The organism is Mumia sp. zg.B21 (assembly GCF_019550855.1).
Classification (GTDB): domain Bacteria; phylum Actinomycetota; class Actinomycetes; order Propionibacteriales; family Nocardioidaceae; genus Mumia.
This window is the reverse complement of sequence record NZ_JAHWCJ010000001.1, coordinates 605,941-624,260: the sequence shown is the minus strand read 5'-3', so window position 1 is coordinate 624,260 and position 18,320 is coordinate 605,941. Positions and strand designations below refer to the sequence as shown.

Below are 18,320 nucleotides of genomic sequence, written 5' to 3'. Positions count from 1 at the left end.
GGGCTCACAAGTACGGCAGCCCGGTCAACTCTCTCGTCGATTCAAGGCCGCGTTGTTGACGGTCGATGACATCGTCGCTGGGGGGGTCCGTACAAACGGCCCCGCATTTGTCGGCAGCGCCTGAGACTGTCTCCACACACACCTCGCGGCAAAGGCCGCACATCGCTCTCGGGAGACACGCGTGGACGACTTGACCGCTTGGATCGACGCGCGCCTCGACGCCGACGACTCGCTCGGTGACGACGCGAAGTACTTGGTCGTCGCCGCGTTCGAGGGTGACGACGCACTCGAGGCGATGTCTTCTGGTTCAAAAGTCCAGGCCGGCGGGACGGGCGACACCGAGCCACCTCCGCCTCCGCCTCCGCCTCCGGTCGGCGCGTACCTGAAGTCGATCACCGTCCAGGGATTTCGTGGCATCGGCGATCGTACGACGCTGGAGTTGCAGCCTCGCCCAGGTCTGACGATCGTGTCCGGCCGGAACGGCTCAGGAAAGTCAAGCTTCGCCGAGGCTCTCGAAGTCGCGCTGACCCACACCTCGTACCGGTGGAAGCACCGGCCTTCGCAGTGGGCCAGCGCCTGGCGCAATCTGCACACGACAGTCTCGCCTGCGGTCGAGGTTGTGCTCGCTGAGCAGGCCGTCGGCAAGACGACGGTCGGCGTGACGTGGGCCGGGGACGACCTGACCGCATCCAACCCGACATTGCAGCGCCACGGCCAGAAGCGCGAAGCCGGCATCGAGAGCCTCGGGTGGGCGGCGCCGATGGAGAGCTATCGGCCGCTGCTGTCGTACGAAGAGCTCGGCCAGATCCTCAATCGAGGACCGAGCAAGCTGTACGACGCATTGGCTCAGATCTTGGGGATGGAGCAGGTCACCGATGCGATCAACCGCCTGGACAGCCGCTGCAAGGCGCTCAAGGAACCGAAGGCGCGGCTCGACGGCTCGAAGAGCCAGCTCAGTGCGGCGCTAGGCACCGTCGACGACGAGCGGGCGAGGCAAGCGCAGAGGCTCCTCACCGACCGGGTGGTTGACGTGGCGACTCTGCGCGCGCTGGCGGCGGGAACGACCGCACCAGACGGGACCACCGAAAGGCTCCAGGCGATCACAAGGGTGACGCTCCCGGCGCCGACCGACGTCGCGGCCGCGGCGGACGAGCTGATGGCCGCCGTCGAAGCCATGGCCGCCGCCGGTGATGCCGCGACAAGCGCCCTCGAACGACGCATCGACCTGGGCGCGCGAGCCCTCGATCTGCACGAGCATGACGGCGACCAGGCCTGCCCTGTGTGCGGCGACGGGACGCTCGATGCGGCCTGGGCGTCCGCCACTCGGGAAGTGCTCGCGCGCGAACGCGGACAGGTCGCGGCCCTCAAGGATGCCCGCGCACGCTTGGGTGCCGCCCGTACGACAGCCCGTGCACTGGCTCGTCCGCTACCCGCCGCGCTCGCCGACACGCCGACGGTTGCGCTCGCCGGCGCCATCTCTGCCACCCGAGACGCATGGCAGCGCTGGGAGAATGCCCCGGAGTCCGACCTGGAGCTCGCCAACCACCTTCGTACGACGCTGATGCCCGCCTCGACCTCCCTGTCCGCCCTCCTCGCTGCCGTCGCGACTGACCTCGCCGAGCGCGATGAGGCGTGGGCAGCGGTCGCGTCCCGGCTAGGAGCGCACGCAGACCTGGCCGAGGCATGGAACACGGCGGAACCTGCAGCGAAGATCGCAAGAGCCGCGCACGACTGGCTCAAGAAGCACGATGTCGAGCTGAAGAACGAGCGCCTTGCCCCCATCGCCGCCGAGGCGGCAGAGATCTGGCAGGAGCTCCGTCAGGAGAGCAACGTCGACATCGACGGCCTCACGCTCGCAGGCACCGCGACGCGGCGCCGGGTGGCGATCAACGCCTCAGTCGATGGCAACGAGACGGGCGCCCTGGCGGTGATGAGCCAGGGTGAGCTACATGCGTTGTCCCTCGCCCTGTTCCTTCCACGGGCGACGATGGATGCGAGCCCGTTCCGCTTCGTGGTCCTTGACGATCCGGTCCAGGCCATGGACCCGGCGAAGGTTGACGGACTCGTCGCGACCCTGTCGCGAATCGCAGAGGACAGGCAGGTCGTGGTGTTCTCCCACGACGACCGCCTCGCCTCCGCCGTACGCCGTTCACCGGTCGATGCACAGATCTGGGAGGTGACCCGGTTCGCGAAGTCGAAGGTGGAGATTGCGAACGCGTACGACCCGAGCGACCGATACCTGCAGGACGCATTCGCGCTGGTGCAGGACGTCGGCCTTCCCGAGGTGACACTGCGGCGCGCGCTGCCAGGCCTGCTGCGGATGGCGGTCGAATCGGCCGCACACGATCGGTATTGGTCGTCGCGCCTCGCCGCCGGTGAGAGCCACGCGAACGTCGAAGCGGAGTGGGACGGAGCGCGGTTAACTCGGAGTCGGGTGTCCCTCGCGGTATACGGGGAGGCGCATTCGTTGGATGGCTGGCTAACGAAGGCCTCGTACCGGAGGCGCGCCCTCCGGGTCTGCACCTCGGGCGTGCACAACGGACTGTCCGGAGACCCGCTCGCGGCGTGCCGCGATGTCGAGCAGATGACCGTGGACGTGAAAGCGGGGAGGAAGTGAGCGCGCCGCCGACCGTGAGTGTTCTGCTACTCGTCCAGGCCGACGGATTGATTGCCGACAGCGAGCAGGGTGGCCGCCACTCGTTACGGATCGCGTGCTGGCTCACCCGTGCCGCGCTCGAGCAACGCGTCGCCGAGCTGCTCGACGCGAAGGGTTGGGACGCCGGTCGGGCGAACATGCGCAGCCGGCTGTCGTGCCTTGAGTCCGCGTACGCGGCGGATGATGATGTCGTCGCATCGCAGGCCGAGTACGCGTGGGCGGCACTGTCCCGCGTGTGCCACAAACACGCCTACGAGCTCGCGCCGACGGTAACCGAAGCTCGGCATCTGGGCACAGTGGTGGCAGGGTTGGGAATCAATGGAGGAGCGACATGACCGAGCAAGGACTGCTCTTCAGTCTCGAGGATGACGATGCGACGGCCGTTCTTGCCCGTGAGCTGAAGTTGCCGCGCGATGAGTTCATCGAACTCTTCGGTAACGAGTGGGCAGAGCACGAAGCCACGTTCCAGGACTGCGACGACGCCCCCTCCGGAGATCTGGAGAATCGGTTCGACCCCTGGTACGTGGCAGGCAAGCCGATCCAGCTCATGCTGCGGGTCAACGGCGACTTGATCGATCTGGCGGTCCCGAGACCGCGATGGTTCGGACATCGCCTTGAGGTGATGCCCGAACGCCGCGAGACGATCCGGCGCCGCGGATGGGATCCCGAACTGGTCGCAGACGTTGTGAAGAACCTTCTGCGCCGGCGCCGCAGCTCGTTCCGATACTGCCGGTACTGTTTCGGCCTCACACCGCCGGAGCACCTTTTCAAACGTGACACCTGCATGGGCTGCGCTTCAGACGTCCTCCACGTACGGTTCTGAGACTCCCATCCGCTGGGGAGGAGCAGTCGCGCATGGCCCACTGGACGTCGGACGTCCCAGTTCAGCGCCACCGTGTCAGGGTTCGAGGTCGATGCAGAGATCGCCCAGGTCCGCTGCCCTGTCTCCGAGGTAGCGCAACAGGTCGCTCTGCCGCGGCTGTCCGAGCACAAGCCGGTATGCCCCGACAGTTCGCAGCAGACGGCGGAGAGCGTGGGTCTCCCGGCTGAGCGGAAGCGCAGGAACGTATCGCTCGATCCGGGCGGTCCCCATCAGCGGCGGTACCCAGGACGGATAGAGATCGTTCATCCCAGCGGGCCGATCGGCCGTCGCGAGATCGAACATGCGGGTCCAGACGTTGCCCGCCGCGACGACTTCGGGTCGGGCACCATAGCCGGCAGCGACGTTTCGGCGGATGGCGTGACCCTGGTAGCGATGCACCCTGCCTTCCCGCTGTTCGAGGTCAACAGGGTTCGCCGGGAGATTCCAGTGCACGATGGCGTGGCTGTAGTGGTGGAAGTCAAGGCCCTCCTGGCCGACAGAGGTCGAGGCCAAGACGAAGGGCCAGAACGGCGAATTGAAGGCAGCGCGCACCTGCCCTTCACGCATGACGCTCTTGTCGTCTTCTGCGACACCACGACCAAAGCGCACCGCAAAGTGCGTACGCGTCCGGTGGCCGTTGATGGCTACCAAGCCGTTCTCAACCGCGATGTCGTGGAAGCTGTGCGTAGCGGTCCTCAGTGAGGCGGCCTCGTCAAACCGCTCAGCAACGCCGTGCCAGGTCTCGGCCGAGTTCTTGCCACCGACCGCCTGCTCCAGGAGATACACGTACTCGTCGAGCACACTCTGGAGACCGCCGTCGACGCTGTACGACAGAACGTCCTGCCAGTACGGCCGCGAGGCTCCCGGGTCGAGGACGACGCCCATGATCTCGGGCTTGTTGAAGAGGTTGCGCAGTGACCATGCGATGTTGGACGCGGCAGCGCGTATGTCACGGCTGGCGATGTCGGCCGACGGAGCCAACCGAGTGAGGGCTCGAAGTGCACTGACCCCCGCCCCACCCAGCGATAGTGCTGATAGCACCTCGATGAGATCCGCAGGACGTTTTCCCAAGCTCTCAGCTTGGACCCTCGAGGCCGCCTTGGTGTGCTCATCGAACCGAGTCGGGTCGTCGTCCTCCTCGTAGGAGAATCCATATGGCAGGGTGTCGATAGCATCGACGTCGCGCGCTCGATCGAGGAGTACGCCGGCTGCCCAGTACCAGCTCTCGTCGACGACTCCGTCAGCCGGTCCGGGCGGCAGCGTGTCCAAGAGCCGGGCGACACGGCCACGGATCACTCTCTCCAGGTCCTGTCGCGGGATCGGCAGCTGGACACCGAGCTCACGTGCCACGTCGAGCGGATCGCCCGCCGCGGCGAGACTCACGCAGGGGTAGAGCATTCCGAGGACGGGCATGCCGCCGAGCCGTCCGTCGGTGACATTGAAGGTGAGCCGACCTGTCGGGCGAGTGCCGTCGTAGCGAGTGAAGCCGGCTGAGCTGCTCACCCGGGAGGCTCTATCGGCAATGCGCCGTTCGGCCTCGTAACTGATCACGGTGCCTATGGCCTTCGGGGCGACTGCCCAGGATGAGAAGACCAAGCGCTTCGTGAACCCCTCCAATCCCGGGTCGGCGAACGGACCACCGAGGTCGTAATACGGCAGCGACGGCGGGAGCCAGGCGAGTCGCCACGCCCCGGATTCCAGGACGTCGGCGGCCAGGCCGCGCATCTTTGCGTTGCCGGGATCAACGGCTACGTACTGCTGGATGTCGTCCCATCGCAATCGAGCGTTACCGTCGACGTTCAGCGCGTCGAGAAGCGAGAGGTCGTCAGGCTGATGCCGTTGGAGCTTCTGCTTGACCTGATAGCTCTCCATCAGCTCGAGGACGTACGGCGCGGCGCGCCAGAACTCCAGCGGGTCCTGAGCCGAGAGGACGCGCGACACCTGGTGCAGCCGACGGAAGTCTCTGACGTCGGCCGGCTTGAGCTCGACGGCTGACCATTCCCTCTCGACGACGAGTCCGTCACGGTCGGCGGTGGTCGCGAGGCGCTCCGTGCGCGACATGATGCGGCGTAGCTCGGTCTGTGCGCGGTCCCGTGCCTGCCGGGCGGACGCACGATCATCTGCGTAGAGGCTCGTCCGCAGGCTGGCGAGATCTCTCTTCACCGAATCAGCACGCTGGCCGCCGGCGAGGAACCTGACCGTGTCCACGAAGTCGCAGTAGTGGTCATCGCCCTCGGGTTCCTCCGGAAGCGTGTACATCTTGAACGGTGTGGCGCTGAGCAGGAGTAGGCGCGCGTCCCCATGATCAAAGAGCTCGCGCGCCAGCTCGGCGCCCTCGCCTTCATCGGCCATCAGGTCCTTGAACCGCTGGAACTCGTCGAGGATGACGAGATCCGGCTCGAGCCGCTTCACCGCGGCGCGGGCGAGCGCTCGGCGGAGCTCGCCGACGAGCCGGTAGCGTCGTGCGCTCAGCCCGTCCGGGGCCGGTCTACTTCCAAGGACCCGGTACTCCTCGACACACGCGAGAACGCTTGCCTCGAGCGCTTCGATGGTCTGATTCGTGATGGTTGCGACGGAGCCGGCGAAGTCTCGGACAAGATCTGCTGACAGCACTGCGGGGTCGAACTCTCGCAGCTTCCGCTCGAACCGGGCCTTCTCGACCCGTCCTCGGAAGAACCTCGTCCACGGACCCGGGCGCACGAGGTCTCCGCCCCAGGCCTTCCGCAGCAGCCAGTAGAGCAGCACCCGCTCCTCGACGCGACCGCCGGTTCTGCTGATATTGAATGACGTCCCAGGCGTGAACGAGACGAAGTTGAGCTTGCGTCCCTCGAGGTGGTGGAGCTCGGAAGCGAGCAGGGTTAGCCGATCGGCATGATGGCGCTCGGCGACGCCCTCGCCGACGCGGAGCTTTGGCAGATTCTGCCGGGCGATCTGGGCGTTGGAGCAGATGTAGACGACGTCAATGCGCGGCACCGTCTCCCAGAGGTGGTCGATCGTCTTCGCGATGACGCCCCGCGCCACCATCGTCTTGCCGAGACCCACCTCGTCGGCGACGAGGAACCTACGGGTGGGGTCGGTTGGGTGCCAGAACTGCTTGTGCACGCGGTCGACGGTGCGGCGCTGGAAGTCCTTGAGCACAGCGAGTTCGGCCTCGAGGTCGGGCCGCTCAACCGGATCGGTCACCGCTGTCCTCCCTCCCACACGGCGCGCCAGATCTGCTGGAAGTCGGCGTCCAGTTGTGGAAGCTTGCCTTCGTCGTCGCGTAGGTCTTCCAGAAGGCGCTGGGCGCGCGCGAGCGCGTCGTCGCCGCGGGCGGCTGCGCGCATCAGCGGCTCGAGCAGCACCAGGTCCTCGAGCCCGCGTCCGAAGGAGCCGCTGGCCCTCTCCGTGTCCGAGCCGTCCGCGTTCGTGAGCTGGTCGAGCAGGTCGTCGGCGCCAAGGTCTCCCAACAGCAGCATCAGGTAGCGGAGCACGTCCTGCTGTCTGGAGAGCAGGACGCGCAGGAGGCGTCGGTGGCGGTCTTCGGGCGCCCCTTCGACCTCGCAGACGATCACGCACGACCGACGCACTACAGCCCCGTCAACCTGCGCGTCAGAGGTCACGACCAGGTAGGGACTCAGCGCGTGGAGACTGACGCCCTCCCACGACGCAGCCTCGGCGATCGGCCGGCTGGGCGCGTTGGGGACAGCAGCCGGCTTGACGACCGTCGTCACCGCGAGCCCCAGGGGGTCCGGTGGAACCTCGATCTCCAGGCCCAGGGAGTAGGCCTCACCGCGCGCGGCCACTCGCAGGACCGGACGGCTCGCCGCGAGTGTCACGTGCCACTCCTCGACCCGCCGTTCGAGGGCGTACGTCGGATCCACTGTCGGCTCGTCTTCGGCGATGTGGTGTGGCTGGGTGATCCGGAGCAGCCCGGTCTTGTCATCTCCCAGCAGCACGTCGACACCACAGCTCGATGTCGGACCGCTAAGACGCACCGACATCTCGACGTTGCCACCGAAGGCGGCGCCGGTGCAGTTGGCCGAGCCCGTGATCACGTGGGAGATGCCTTGGCCGTCGTCCCAGACGAACAGCTTCGCGTGCAGACCACGGGGCACGCCGCCGCGCCCACGTCCCGCGTCGGTCTCTGGGCCTGTCGCGTCGTCGATTGCCTCTTCGGGCGTCGCCAGGTCGGTCATCGACTGAAGCACGACGGTCTCGGCACCGTTACACACCCGCCGACCGACGCGGTCGAAGGCGTCGGGTCGCGACAGCACGATCCGGCGTCCGGTGGCCTGCGGCAGTCGCGTCAGCGCCGAGGACTCGAGGAACGGCGAAACGACGACCCAGGCCTTGGCGGTACTTGGCAACGGCCATCCGGAGGATCCGGCGGTCCCTAACGGCACGGGTACGGCGGACGTGAAGGGCTCCGGCACGGCGAGCCGCGCGCTCTCGAATCCGTGGCACAGGTCGCGCACCGCTTGGTCGCGTCTCCTCGGCAGCGGACGGACGAGTGAACCCAGGAGGTCGGTCACCCAGGTGGCGATGGGACCGGCGTCGAAGGTGTGCGAAGCATCGGCGTCCTCATCACAGACCAGCACCGTGTCCCACGACCGATCGCCGGTGAGGTTGCGACTCATGCAGACAAATCGGTGGACGTAGTCACCCTCGGGACCGGTGAAACGCAGCAGCCAGAGCTTCGGGTGGAAGGTGCGCCCCGGCGGCGGCTCGACCTCGGCGACCATCCCTTCGGCGAACGCTGCGAGCCGAGGGTAGGTGGGTGGCACGTGCATGCCGCCGGCCTGGCACAGGACGGTGGTGTGCTCCGCGTGCCGCCGGATCGACTCGAGCAGCGCCACGGGCGTGGCGGCGTCGACGGTCGAATCGGCGTGGTCGTAGGCGGCCATGGCCAGCGGCGCGAGCAGGACAGAGTTGAGGTCGACGGTGTAGGTGGTGGCGAGGGCGGCATCGACACTGAACCCGCTAGGCGGGCGCAGCGCGTCGGTCAGAAGGTGTCGCTCCCCCGGGTCCAGCATCAGGCGACTCCCTCGGTGTAGTCGGAGTCGTCGGCAAGCTCGAGACCGGCCTGAATGTCGTCGAAGAAGCTGGTGACGATACTCCAGCGATACCCGAGTCGAGCGGTCCCGGCGCCCGGGCTCCATGTCTCTCGGGCTCTGGGATCGAGCAGGCGGCTGCGCCGCCCCTTGAGGAGGATCTCGCGTTGTCGCACGAGGTCACGGGCTCGCTCGGAGTCGTGCCCACCGGACTGTGCGAGCGCGAACCAGGTGCTGACGAAGGTCTGGGTCGGCACGCGTAGTCGAGGGTTGAGCCCGCGCACCAGACTCCAAAAATCCGGCTGGGACCAGCGCTCGAACACGCCCTGGTGACCAAGCTCGTCCTGCCATACGTCGAGCTCGGCGCGATAGAGCTCGATGAGCTCGTCGTCCCTGACGATCTCGGCCAGCATCAGGTTGTACAGCAGCGGAGCGCCGTGCCAGGCGTGGTGGAGGCGGCGCGCATGGTCGACTTGGTGGCGCAGGACGTCGGGTAGGCTCGCGATCGCCGGTGATGACCAGATCCGTTCACCGGTGACCGTCTCAGGTTGCCGCGCCATCCAGTGCAGCAAGGTCCTCTCAGGGAGTCGGGCGAAGACGCCTTGGAGGTATGCGGCCTCCTCGGCCCTGAGGGCGAAGCTGGCCGTCGACAGCAGGTCCGGCGGGGCGGGCGGCAGCTCCGGGTCGAGTCCGAGATCGAGACCGACAGCGTCGGCGGCGTCGGCGGCGGTCACGTCGGTACCGCGCTTCGCGTTCGCGCCCGCGCGCCGAAGGTGTCCGTTAATGCTGAGCTCCCAGCGGAGCAACCCGAACCGCTGGAGAGCGGGCCAATAGACCTGGCTGGGCATGGTCTTGAGGCGCTCCTGGGCTCGGTTGCCGATGACCCCGGCGTCTTCCCCGCCAGCCAGCAGAGCCTTGATTAGGCGTACCTCCTGGTTCCGGAGGTCGCGACCGGCCTGTTCTTGGGGGTGTCCCCTCCGAGTCGACTCCGCGACCAGCCAGGGGACGAACAACAGGTAGCGCACCCGGGTGTGCAGGACCGACGTACCGGGAAAGAAGCTGTTGGAGAAGGCGTCACGGATCGGACCGATGCCGAGCTCGTCGACGCTTCCCTGATCCTGGAACATCTTGACGATTTCGTTCATCGCCGCCCGATGAACGTCGTCCTGGTCCAACCAGCCAAAGCTCGAGGGCATCGCAGTCGCCTACTGTCCGGGACCAACATCGACGGGGCCGAACAGCTTGTCGAGGAGTGTCTGCATGGGGCAGGGCTTATCGAAGCGCGCAAGCTTGATTTCGCGCATGTGTGTTCCGAGGCCATTGGTCACTCCGGGGTCTGCCGGCCGCCAGTTCGAAGGCGTGCCCTGTGGGTTCACTCGTCCTCCTCAGGCGAGCGGCGTCTGATCGCCTGGCCGAGCCGACGACCGCCTCGCGCGGCGGCCTGGGATCCGCCCTTGGCCGCAGCGGCTCCGAGCACCTTGACCGCCTTGCCGGCCTCGCTGGCTCGGCGACCGACTTCGTCGCGGGCGTCGACGAACCGCGGCTGCGTCAGTTCCGCGAGTACCTCTAGCTCGCGAAGTCGGGCGCTCGCGGCGAACTCCCGCAAGAGGTCGTCGAAGGCTGAGGCATCCCGCAACAGGGCGTTCTTCGTTATCAGGTGCCGGTACTCAAGCGGCTCGATCACTCGAGCCTGCTCCAATGACGCCCGCAGGGTCTCGACCATGGAGGCGTCCAGCTCACGTTCCTGACGCAGCGACTGCCGGGCGTCCTCGATCGCCGAGCTGAGTTGATCGGACTCGCGTGCGGCGACCTGCTGGAGTCGAAGGTACTCCCAGAGGTGAAGAGCCTGCTCGGCCACGAGGATCAGTCGGAGCATGTCGCCGACATCACCGCGCCTGGCGCCGAAGTCCCGGATCATGTCCTCTCGCTTCGGCAACCGTTGACGGTTTGTCAGCTTCTCCGCTGCGTGCGTGACGTGGGTGCGCAGCGTCTCGAGATCCCGGAGCAACTGGTTCTGGATACCCGCGACGCCGTCCCAGTCGGCCTGCAGCAAGCGCCCACGGGCGTTGGTCGCGGCGGCGACCCGCTCCAGGTGTCGGTAGGTGCCGATGACGTCTCCGCGAAGGCGATTATCGAGGTGTTGCTTGATCTGGTCTACCTTGCCCTCGACCCGTTCGACGGCCTTCTGGACGTCGGCGATCGCCGAGCGCAGTGCAATTGACACGGCGGCCGTCTGGATCGCGAGCGCCTGCTCGGCAGCCAGCGAGACCGGCTGGAAGACAAGTTGCCCGGCGAATGCGTTGCCGTCCTTGACCCAGCCGCGCAGCGCCCCACCGTTGTCGAGCTCGGCGCCGTACTGTGCGACCTTCGCCGCGCTCTCGGCAGTTAGCCGCAGGTACTCCCCCGACGCCGCAGAAACGGCGAGTCCGGAGGCGGCAACCGCGGCGACGTCCGCCTTTCCAAGGCTACGCCGCGCGCCCGGTCCTGGGTCGCTCCCATCCAGGAGGCGGTCTATGGCGGCCCGAGCTACGTCCTCGGGGCCTTGGACAATCAGCCCGAATTCGTCGGCGAAGAGCAGGAGCTCGGCGCCTGCGTCGTCCGATGCTGTCTCCAGTTCGCCGCGCTCGCTCATGCCGGGTTCTGGTCCTCTCTGGCCGACAACGCGGGAAGCGCGCCGGCGATCGCCATCGTCTCGAGGCTCGAAGGTGCGCGCAACCGACTCCTCGTCGACAGCGACACGAGGACCCTGTAGTCGGTGAGGAGGTAGCGCTCAACGGCCTCGCCGAACTCGAGGCGATGGAACTCTCGACCATAATCTCGGGATCTCCATGGACGCGGCGATTGCGTTGAGTTCGCCAGCCTTCGTGCGGGAGGCGTCATTGTAGATCCGCGGAGTAGCCGTCATGCGAAGACCGGGTCGACGCGCAGGTAGGACTAGTCCGCCTCCGAAAGCGCACTAGCGCGCAGGTGGTCGAGGACTCGTAGATCGATGTCACACTTTGTTGTACCGCACCATTCGGGCTGATGTGCAGACTCCCCCGATTCTCGCGTTCCGACCTGCGAGGTCGCCGGATATTCCAATCTCGTCGGATCGGTTCGAGGCCGTGGCGACGGCGTGCCTGCTGCCCGATGGTTACGCGCAATGGCGTTCCAGCGACTCATTCACGACGAGGTCATTGTCTGAGCGCCCACACCCGCGCGCTCGGCCTCCTCGAAATGGACCGGCCCGAAGCGGTACGGGTCCGGTCCGCCCGCGACTCTGTCGACGGCACCGCCCCAGAACTCGCCGGTGCACATCTCACGGCTCGCTACGACGGCGAAGCGACGATGGCCGACCACCGGCGCGAGGCCACGGCCGCCGACGGCGTCGGTGATGTCGGTCAACTCCAGCCCATCGACCGAGTGAATCCCTGGCTCGGTGACCCCGGCACATCCCAAGGATGTTGTCGATTGCTATCGCCGCTCCCCGTCTACCGAGCGAATGAGATCGTTCAGCGCACGCGTTGATGCCACCATCGACGTCGCCGACGGATTCGATCGGACTCGGTGTAGTGCGCGCGCGTGATCGCCGATGGAAGCCTCGACGTGCTCAATCTTGGACCAGGGTGCCGACCCGCCATGAGAACGGCGGGCCGGCGTCACCTTATGGGCTCCGCGTCGGTGGGCGTGGCGCGAACCATCCCACCGTCGATCAGCAGTCTCCTGACGCGGACAGGCGCGAGCGGGACGTCCTTGGATCCGTGCGGCGTCTCTTGCAGACGCTTCTCGATGCGGTCAAGCTCGCGACGTCTGCTCCGGGACAGGTGCTCCCTGACAGGGGCCGCAGGTAGAAGGTCGCCAACGACCGCACGGAGGCCCCCGAAGCGTGGGCGCGCTGGGCGTTGCACCACGGGGACCTCACGAACGACCGCTGCGACTGCGACGAGGATGGTGATGGCTTGCGAGAGTACGAACGCCGCACTCAGGGCGGCGTCTCCGCGAGCGAGTAGGAGCGCCGTAAGCAGATCCATCGTGACAAGCAACGACGCGCACGCACCCACGATGGCGGCACCGAGCCGATCGCTTGTGCGCCTCGACGCCCACGCACTCGCGAGGATCTGCGCGGCGTACACGACCGTGACAGCCATGGCGAGCGAGAGGGCGCCAACACGCCACCCGAGTCCCCACAGGCTCGTAGGGTTGACGATGATGAGCACCCACAGCGCCGCCATGAACGGCGCGAGGGCCGCGTAGGCAATGGTGGCGCCCCATCCCGCAGCGAGGGCGCATAACTCTAATCGTCCGTCGAGGGGCAACCGTGGAGCCCAGAGCGCCTCCACGACGCGAAGCTCACCCCGACGCGTCTCTGCCACCGTCCGCGAAAGCCGATCGATCAGCTGCGGCGGTAGGCGCTCGCCGGTCTCGACGGCGAGGGCCGTCAGACCCACCGCGATGCTCGTGAGCATGACGACGGGGAGGTCTATCCGACGTTGGGCGAATGAATCTCCTAAGGCAGAGATCGCAATGACCGCCGAAACGAGCGCCGAGAGCCCCATGACTTTGTCCACCGTTGCGACTTGCGACAGGACCCGCACATCGGAATCGACGTTCGGCAGAACGGCGGCGACGTTGATGGAGAGGATGACAGCGACGACGAAACCTAGCAAGGTCGCGGCGCTGTCAAACGACATTCTGAGTGACAACATCACGGGACCATCGCCGATGCGATCGATCAAGCTCAGGAGGGCAATCGCGCCGTAGAGTGCGGCAGCGATCACCAGCATCGCGAGCGTTTTGTTCTGCACTCGCTCGCTGTAGTCGCGGTATGTCAGCGATAGGTCTGCGTCTGCATCTCGCCCTGTGCCCATGACAGGAGTGTCCCGAGCGACACCGACAAGTTTGTGTCGCTCCTTGTAGTTCATCGCCACGCCCGGAAACTTCACGGTGGCGGGAGGCGACAGCATCATTACGCCGCGAGAGCTTGCAAGACCTCGCGGAGTCGTCCACCGCACGGGCGCCGACGTCCAACTCTGGTCGTGGGCCGGGCTGAAGGCCAACGAAACGTTGCGCGCGGCGCTCGGCAACCCCGATGGGAAGTCTTACAACGACGTGATGGTGATCCGCGGGCTCGACGATACGGCCGCGATCAGTCGTACGACAGTGGCCGATGCAGTCGCATCCATTCCCGAGCAAATGGCGCAGGACCTGAAGTTCTCAGTCGCTCTGCCACACGACGTGGCCGTGCGCATCCTAGGTGAGCGTTTCACTGACACCGCGGGCGCCGAGGACGTCGCGGGCCGGCGGCTGGTCCGCACCTTCGGCTAGCGGAGGCCGTGACTCCAAGGTCTAGGTCAGGGATGCATAGGAGCTAAAAACCAATGCGATTTCGCAGATGCGCGACGTGAGGTTTCGCAGCGAGCGAAGCCGAAATCTGAGCCGCGGCGGCCAACAAGGCACTCGCCCTCCAAGCGAGGAACATCGGCACATTCCCAGGCACGAAGGTAGAGCTGGACCAGGCACACTACCTACGCCGGGAGCGGCCTGTCGCTGACCACGTGCTTCATGACCAGCGTCGAGTTGATGCGGAGCACTCCGGGCATCGCGGAGAGGACGTCGTCCTCCAGCTGCGCGTATGCCGCGAGGTCCGTGGTCACCACCCGAAGCATGTAGTCGGGGTCCCCGAACAGGCGTTGCGCCAAGACGACGTTCGGGATCTCCTGCACGGCCGCCTCGAAGCCGAGGAGCGTATCCCGGTCCTCCTGCTTCATCGTGACGAAGACGAGGGCCTCGAACGTCAACCCGAGCGCGACCGGGTCGATGACGGCGCGGTAACCGCGGATGGCGCCGGTCCGCTCGAGGTCACGCAACCGGCGGTGGGTCGGAGACACCGTCAGGCCGATCTCGACCGCCAGCTCGGTGATGCTCTGACGCCCGTCCGTCTGCATCGCCGCAAGAATCTTCCGGTCTATGGAGTCCATTGGCAAGATCATTCCACCGCTCCCCCTGCTTTGAGGGAAGAGACAGGAACACGTTCGGACATTTCCGGCGTACTTTCGACTGATGAGCATGAGCCTGGTCCTCGCCTTCTGGGTGATGACGCTCGCCCTGATCGCCGTCCCCGGCCCCGACTGGGCATTCACGCTGGCCTCGGGGATCCGCGACCGCGTCGTCCTCCCTGCCGTCGGCGGCCTCATGCTCGGCTACGTCGTCCTGACCGGGATCGTCGCTGCCGGCGTCGGCACACTCGTCACGCAGACCCCGGCCGTCCTGGACGTCCTGACCTTCGTCGGAGCCGCCTATCTGATCTACCTCGGCTGGCGAGTGCTCTCCGACCCCGGCACCGCGCAGGCCTCCCCCGCTTCTGTGCCGAGGGGCGGCTGGCGCGGCTGGATGCTGCGCGGCATGGGAGTCAGCGGGCTCAACCCCAAGGGCCTCCTGCTCTTCCTCGCGATGCTCCCGCAGTTCACCGACCCCCGAGGGACGTGGTCGGCACCCGTACAGCTCGGCACCCTGGGCCTCCTGTTCGTCGCCACCTGCGGCCTCTTCTACACGGCCCTCGGCCTCGGCGCCCGCGCCGTGCTCGGCGCGCGCCCGGCCGCCTCGCGCGCCCTCACGCGCGTGTCGGGAGTTGCCCCGATCGTCGTCGGCATCGCGCTCCTCGCCGAGCGTCTCCTCACGCACTGACACGGCCCGGCACCGACACCGGCACCGGCACCGGCACCGGCACGAGCGCGGCCCCGATGGGCACTGCCTAGCAAACGTAAGTGGGGCGGCCCCGTACGGGACCGCCCCACTCACTCAGTCATGCCTCAGCTGCAACCGCTCGTCGCGCCGCAGCCCTCACACACGTGGCACGAGCCCGCCGGCCGCATCTTCGTCCCGCAGGTGAAGCACAGCGGTGCGTCGACCTCGGTCCCGGAGATGACCTGCAGCAGCTCGGCGCTGGTGTGTGCCTGCTTCGGTGCCGGGCGAGCCGACTCCGCGACGATCTCCGCATTGGCAGCACCGACCTGTGCCTCGCGCTCGATCTCCGCCTCAGCAGCAGCATCGACAGCCGCCACAGGAGCAGAAGGCGACTCGGACGGCTTCGTCTTCAGCGACTCCGGCTCGGAGACCTCATCCTCCACCGGCGCGTACGAGCCCGTGTCGAGCTGACGCTGACGCTCGTCAGCCGAGTGGATGCCCATCTGCGAGCGGACCTCGAACGGCAGGTAGTCCAGCGCGAGCCTGCGGAAGATGTAGTCCATGATCGACTGCGCCATCCGCACGTCCGGGTCGTCGGTCAGACCGGCCGGCTCGAACTTCAGGTTGGTGAACTTCTGGACGTACGTCTCGAGCGGCACGCCGTACTGGAGACCGATCGACACCGCGATCGAGAACGCGTCCATCACGCCGGCGAGCGTGGAGCCCTGCTTGCCGAGCTTGAGGAACACCTCACCGAGACCGTCGTCCGGGTACGAGCCGGAGGTCATGTAGCCCTCGGCACCACCCACCGTGAACGACGTCGTCAGCGACGGGCGCGTCTTGGGGAGACGCTTGCGGATCGGCTTCTCGACGACGACTGTCTTGACCGTCTCGACGACCTCGGCCGGCTTGGCCGCGTTGGAGTCCTTGCCCTTGTTCTCGCCCTTGCCGGACGAGAGCGGCTGGCCGACCTTGCAGTTGTCGCGATAGACCGCGAGCGCCTTCAGGCCGAGCTTCCAGCCCTGGAAGTAGATGTCACCGATCTCCTCGACGGTCGCCGTCTCCGGCATGTTGACCGTCTTCGAGATCGCGCCCGACAGGAACGGCTGCGCCGCCGCCATCATCCGGACGTGACCCATCGGCTTGATGGACCGCTCCCCCATCGCGCAGTCGAAGACCTCGTAGTGCTCGGTCTTCAGGCCCGGCGCGTCGATGACGTGACCGTGCTCGGCGATGTACTCGACGATCGCCTCGATCGTCTCGTTGGTGTAGCCGAGCTTCTTGAGCGCGACCGGGATCGTCTGGTTGACGATCTGCATCGAGCCGCCACCGACGAGCTTCTTGAACTTGACCAGCGAGAAGTCCGGCTCGATGCCGGTCGTGTCGCAGTCCATCATGAAGCCGATCGTGCCGGTCGGAGCGAGCACCGACGCCTGAGCGTTGCGCCAGCCCTGCTTCGTACCGATCTCGATTCCCTTGGCCCACTGCTTCGTGGCCTCACGGTGCACGGCGATGTCCATCGCGTGCATCGTGCGGACCGCGTCGTTGGCGGCCTGGTGCTTGCGCATCACGCGGGCGTGCGGCTCGGCGTTCTGGGCGTAGCCCTCGTACGGGCCGACGACACCGGCGAGCTCCGCCGAGCGACGGTACGAGGTGCCGGTCATCAGCGACGTGATCGCCGAGGCGAAGGCGCGGCCGCCGTCGGAGTCGTACGCGAGGCCCGACGCCATGAGCAGCGCGCCGAGGTTGGCGTAGCCGATGCCGAGCTGACGGAACTTGCGCGTCGTGTCACCGATCGCCTCGGTCGGGAAGTCGGCGAACGTGATCGAGATATCCATCGCGGTGATGATCAGCTCAACGGACTTCACGAACGTGTCCACGTCGAACGAGCCGTCGTCCTGCAGGAACTTCAGCAGGTTGAGCGAGGCCAGGTTGCACGACGAGTTGTCGAGGTGCATGTATTCGGAGCACGGGTTGGACGCGGTGATCCGGCCCGTCTCCGGGGTGGTGTGCCAGTCGTTGATCGTCGAGTCGTACTGGATGCCCGGGTCAGCACACTCCCAGGCCGCCTGCGCGATGTCCTTGAAGAGCTTCTTGGCGTCGATGGTCTCGATGACCTCGCCGGTCGTGCGAGCACGCAGCCCGAACTCCGAGCCCTCCTCGACCGCACGCATGAACTCGTCGGTCACGCGGACCGAGTTGTTGGCGTTCTGGTACTGCACCGACGAGATGTCGTGCCCGCCGAGGTCCATGTCGAAGCCGGCGTCACGGAGGACACGGATCTTGTCCTCCTCGCGCGCCTTCGTCCGCACGAACTCCTCGATGTCGGGGTGGTCGACGTCGAGCACGACCATCTTCGCCGCACGACGCGTCGCGCCGCCCGACTTGATGGTGCCCGCGGACGCGTCGGCGCCGCGCATGAACGACACCGGCCCCGACGCCGTACCGCCCGAGGAGTGCAGCAGCTCCTTGCTGGAGCGGATGCGGGAGAGGTTGAGGCCGGCGCCCGAGCCGCCCTTGAAGATCAGACCCTCTTCCTTGTACCAGTTGAGGATCGAGTCCATCGAGTCGTCGACGGCGAGGATGAAGCAGGCCGAGACCTGCTGCGGGCTCGACGTGCCGACGTTGAACCACACCGGGCTGTTGAAGCTGAAGACCTGGTGAAGAAGCATGTAGGTGAGCTCGTGCTCGAAGATCTCGGCGTCGGCGTCCGTCGCGAAGTAGCCGTTGTCCTTGCCGGCCTTCGCGTACGTCAGGACGACACGGTCGAGGAGCTGCTTGAGGCTCTGCTCACGGGTGTCGCTGCCGACGGCGCCACGGAAGTATTTCGTGGTGACGATCGTGGAGGCGTTGACGCTCCAGAAGTCGGGGAACTCCACCCCGCGCTGCTCGAAGACCGTGGCTCCGGTCTTCCAGTTGGTCTGCACGACGTCGCGACGCTCCCACGTCACCTCGTCGTACGGGTGCACGCCCTCCGTCGTGTAGACCCGGTTGATCGTGAGGCCCTTGCCTGCACGCTTGGTGGCTTTGCGCCCGCGCGCAGCCCCGCTCGGTCCACTGACCGTCTCCGTCATCGTGTGCCCCTTCTCCCCGTGTCCCCGTGAAT

At 66.7% G+C, this 18,320-nt stretch carries 13 protein-coding genes; 5 read left to right on the top strand and 8 right to left on the bottom strand.

Annotated elements, in window-relative coordinates:
- Positions 1-295 precede the first annotated feature (295 nt).
- From KV100_RS03120 to KV100_RS03110, 3 genes are read left to right on the top strand one after another with little or no spacing between them, the layout of a single operon-like run.
- Positions 296-2,617: an AAA family ATPase gene (locus KV100_RS03120; protein WP_255565992.1), complete on the top strand. Its 2,322-nt coding sequence runs from the start codon at positions 296-298 to the stop codon at positions 2,615-2,617.
- Positions 2,614-2,991 carry a hypothetical protein gene (locus KV100_RS03115; protein ID WP_220341437.1) on the top strand — a complete coding sequence of 126 codons (378 nt, stop codon included), beginning with the start codon at positions 2,614-2,616 and terminating at the stop codon, positions 2,989-2,991. The genes KV100_RS03120 and KV100_RS03115 overlap by 4 nt, the downstream gene beginning before the upstream one ends.
- The gene (locus tag KV100_RS03110) at positions 2,988-3,479 is read left to right on the top strand and encodes a hypothetical protein (RefSeq protein WP_220341436.1); all 492 of its coding nucleotides are present in this window, start codon (positions 2,988-2,990) and stop codon (positions 3,477-3,479) included. Before KV100_RS03115 ends, KV100_RS03110 begins: the two co-directional genes overlap by 4 nt.
- Before the next feature lie 75 nt (positions 3,480-3,554).
- Here the strand turns inward: KV100_RS03110 and KV100_RS19995 are convergent, their stop codons facing one another.
- The 6 genes from KV100_RS19995 to KV100_RS03080 form a co-directional block, all read right to left on the bottom strand.
- The gene (locus tag KV100_RS19995; RefSeq protein ID WP_220341435.1) at positions 3,555-6,701 is read right to left on the bottom strand and encodes a helicase-related protein; all 3,147 of its coding nucleotides are present in this window, start codon (positions 6,699-6,701) and stop codon (positions 3,555-3,557) included.
- Positions 6,698-8,533 carry a phospholipase D family protein gene (locus KV100_RS03100; RefSeq protein WP_220341434.1) on the bottom strand — a complete coding sequence of 612 codons (1,836 nt, stop codon included), beginning with the start codon at positions 8,531-8,533 and terminating at the stop codon, positions 6,698-6,700. The genes KV100_RS19995 and KV100_RS03100 overlap by 4 nt, the downstream gene beginning before the upstream one ends.
- On the bottom strand, positions 8,533-9,747 hold the full coding sequence (locus KV100_RS03095; protein ID WP_220341433.1) for a DUF6361 family protein: 1,215 nt from the start codon (positions 9,745-9,747) through the stop codon (positions 8,533-8,535). The genes KV100_RS03100 and KV100_RS03095 overlap by 1 nt, the downstream gene beginning before the upstream one ends.
- Before the next feature lie 176 nt (positions 9,748-9,923).
- A complete protein-coding gene (locus tag KV100_RS03090) occupies positions 9,924-11,183 on the bottom strand; it encodes a hypothetical protein (RefSeq protein WP_220341432.1) in 1,260 nt (419 codons plus the stop codon).
- Between the two features lie 530 nt (positions 11,184-11,713).
- Positions 11,714-11,935, bottom strand: a complete 222-nt coding sequence (locus KV100_RS03085) for a hypothetical protein (protein ID WP_220341431.1) — start codon at positions 11,933-11,935, stop codon at positions 11,714-11,716.
- Positions 11,936-12,189: 254 nt separating this feature from the next.
- The gene (locus KV100_RS03080) at positions 12,190-13,458 is read right to left on the bottom strand and encodes a hypothetical protein (protein ID WP_220341430.1); all 1,269 of its coding nucleotides are present in this window, start codon (positions 13,456-13,458) and stop codon (positions 12,190-12,192) included.
- Between the two features lie 16 nt (positions 13,459-13,474).
- Between KV100_RS03080 and KV100_RS03075 the strand changes: the two genes are divergently transcribed.
- A complete protein-coding gene (locus tag KV100_RS03075) occupies positions 13,475-13,855 on the top strand; it encodes a hypothetical protein (protein WP_220341429.1) in 381 nt (126 codons plus the stop codon).
- Positions 13,856-14,055: 200 nt separating this feature from the next.
- On the opposite strand, the gene KV100_RS03070 is transcribed toward KV100_RS03075, so the two are convergent.
- Positions 14,056-14,508, bottom strand: coding sequence for an Lrp/AsnC family transcriptional regulator (locus tag KV100_RS03070; protein WP_220341428.1), 453 nt, complete (start codon positions 14,506-14,508; stop codon positions 14,056-14,058).
- A gap of 82 nt (positions 14,509-14,590) precedes the next feature.
- On the opposite strand from KV100_RS03070, the gene KV100_RS03065 reads away from it, so the two are divergent.
- A complete protein-coding gene (locus tag KV100_RS03065; protein ID WP_220341427.1) occupies positions 14,591-15,214 on the top strand; it encodes a LysE family translocator in 624 nt (207 codons plus the stop codon).
- 125 nt (positions 15,215-15,339) lie between these two features.
- On the opposite strand, the gene KV100_RS03060 is transcribed toward KV100_RS03065, so the two are convergent.
- Positions 15,340-18,288, bottom strand: coding sequence for a vitamin B12-dependent ribonucleotide reductase (locus KV100_RS03060; RefSeq protein WP_220341426.1), 2,949 nt, complete (start codon positions 18,286-18,288; stop codon positions 15,340-15,342).
- Between the last annotated feature and the right edge of the window lie 32 nt (positions 18,289-18,320).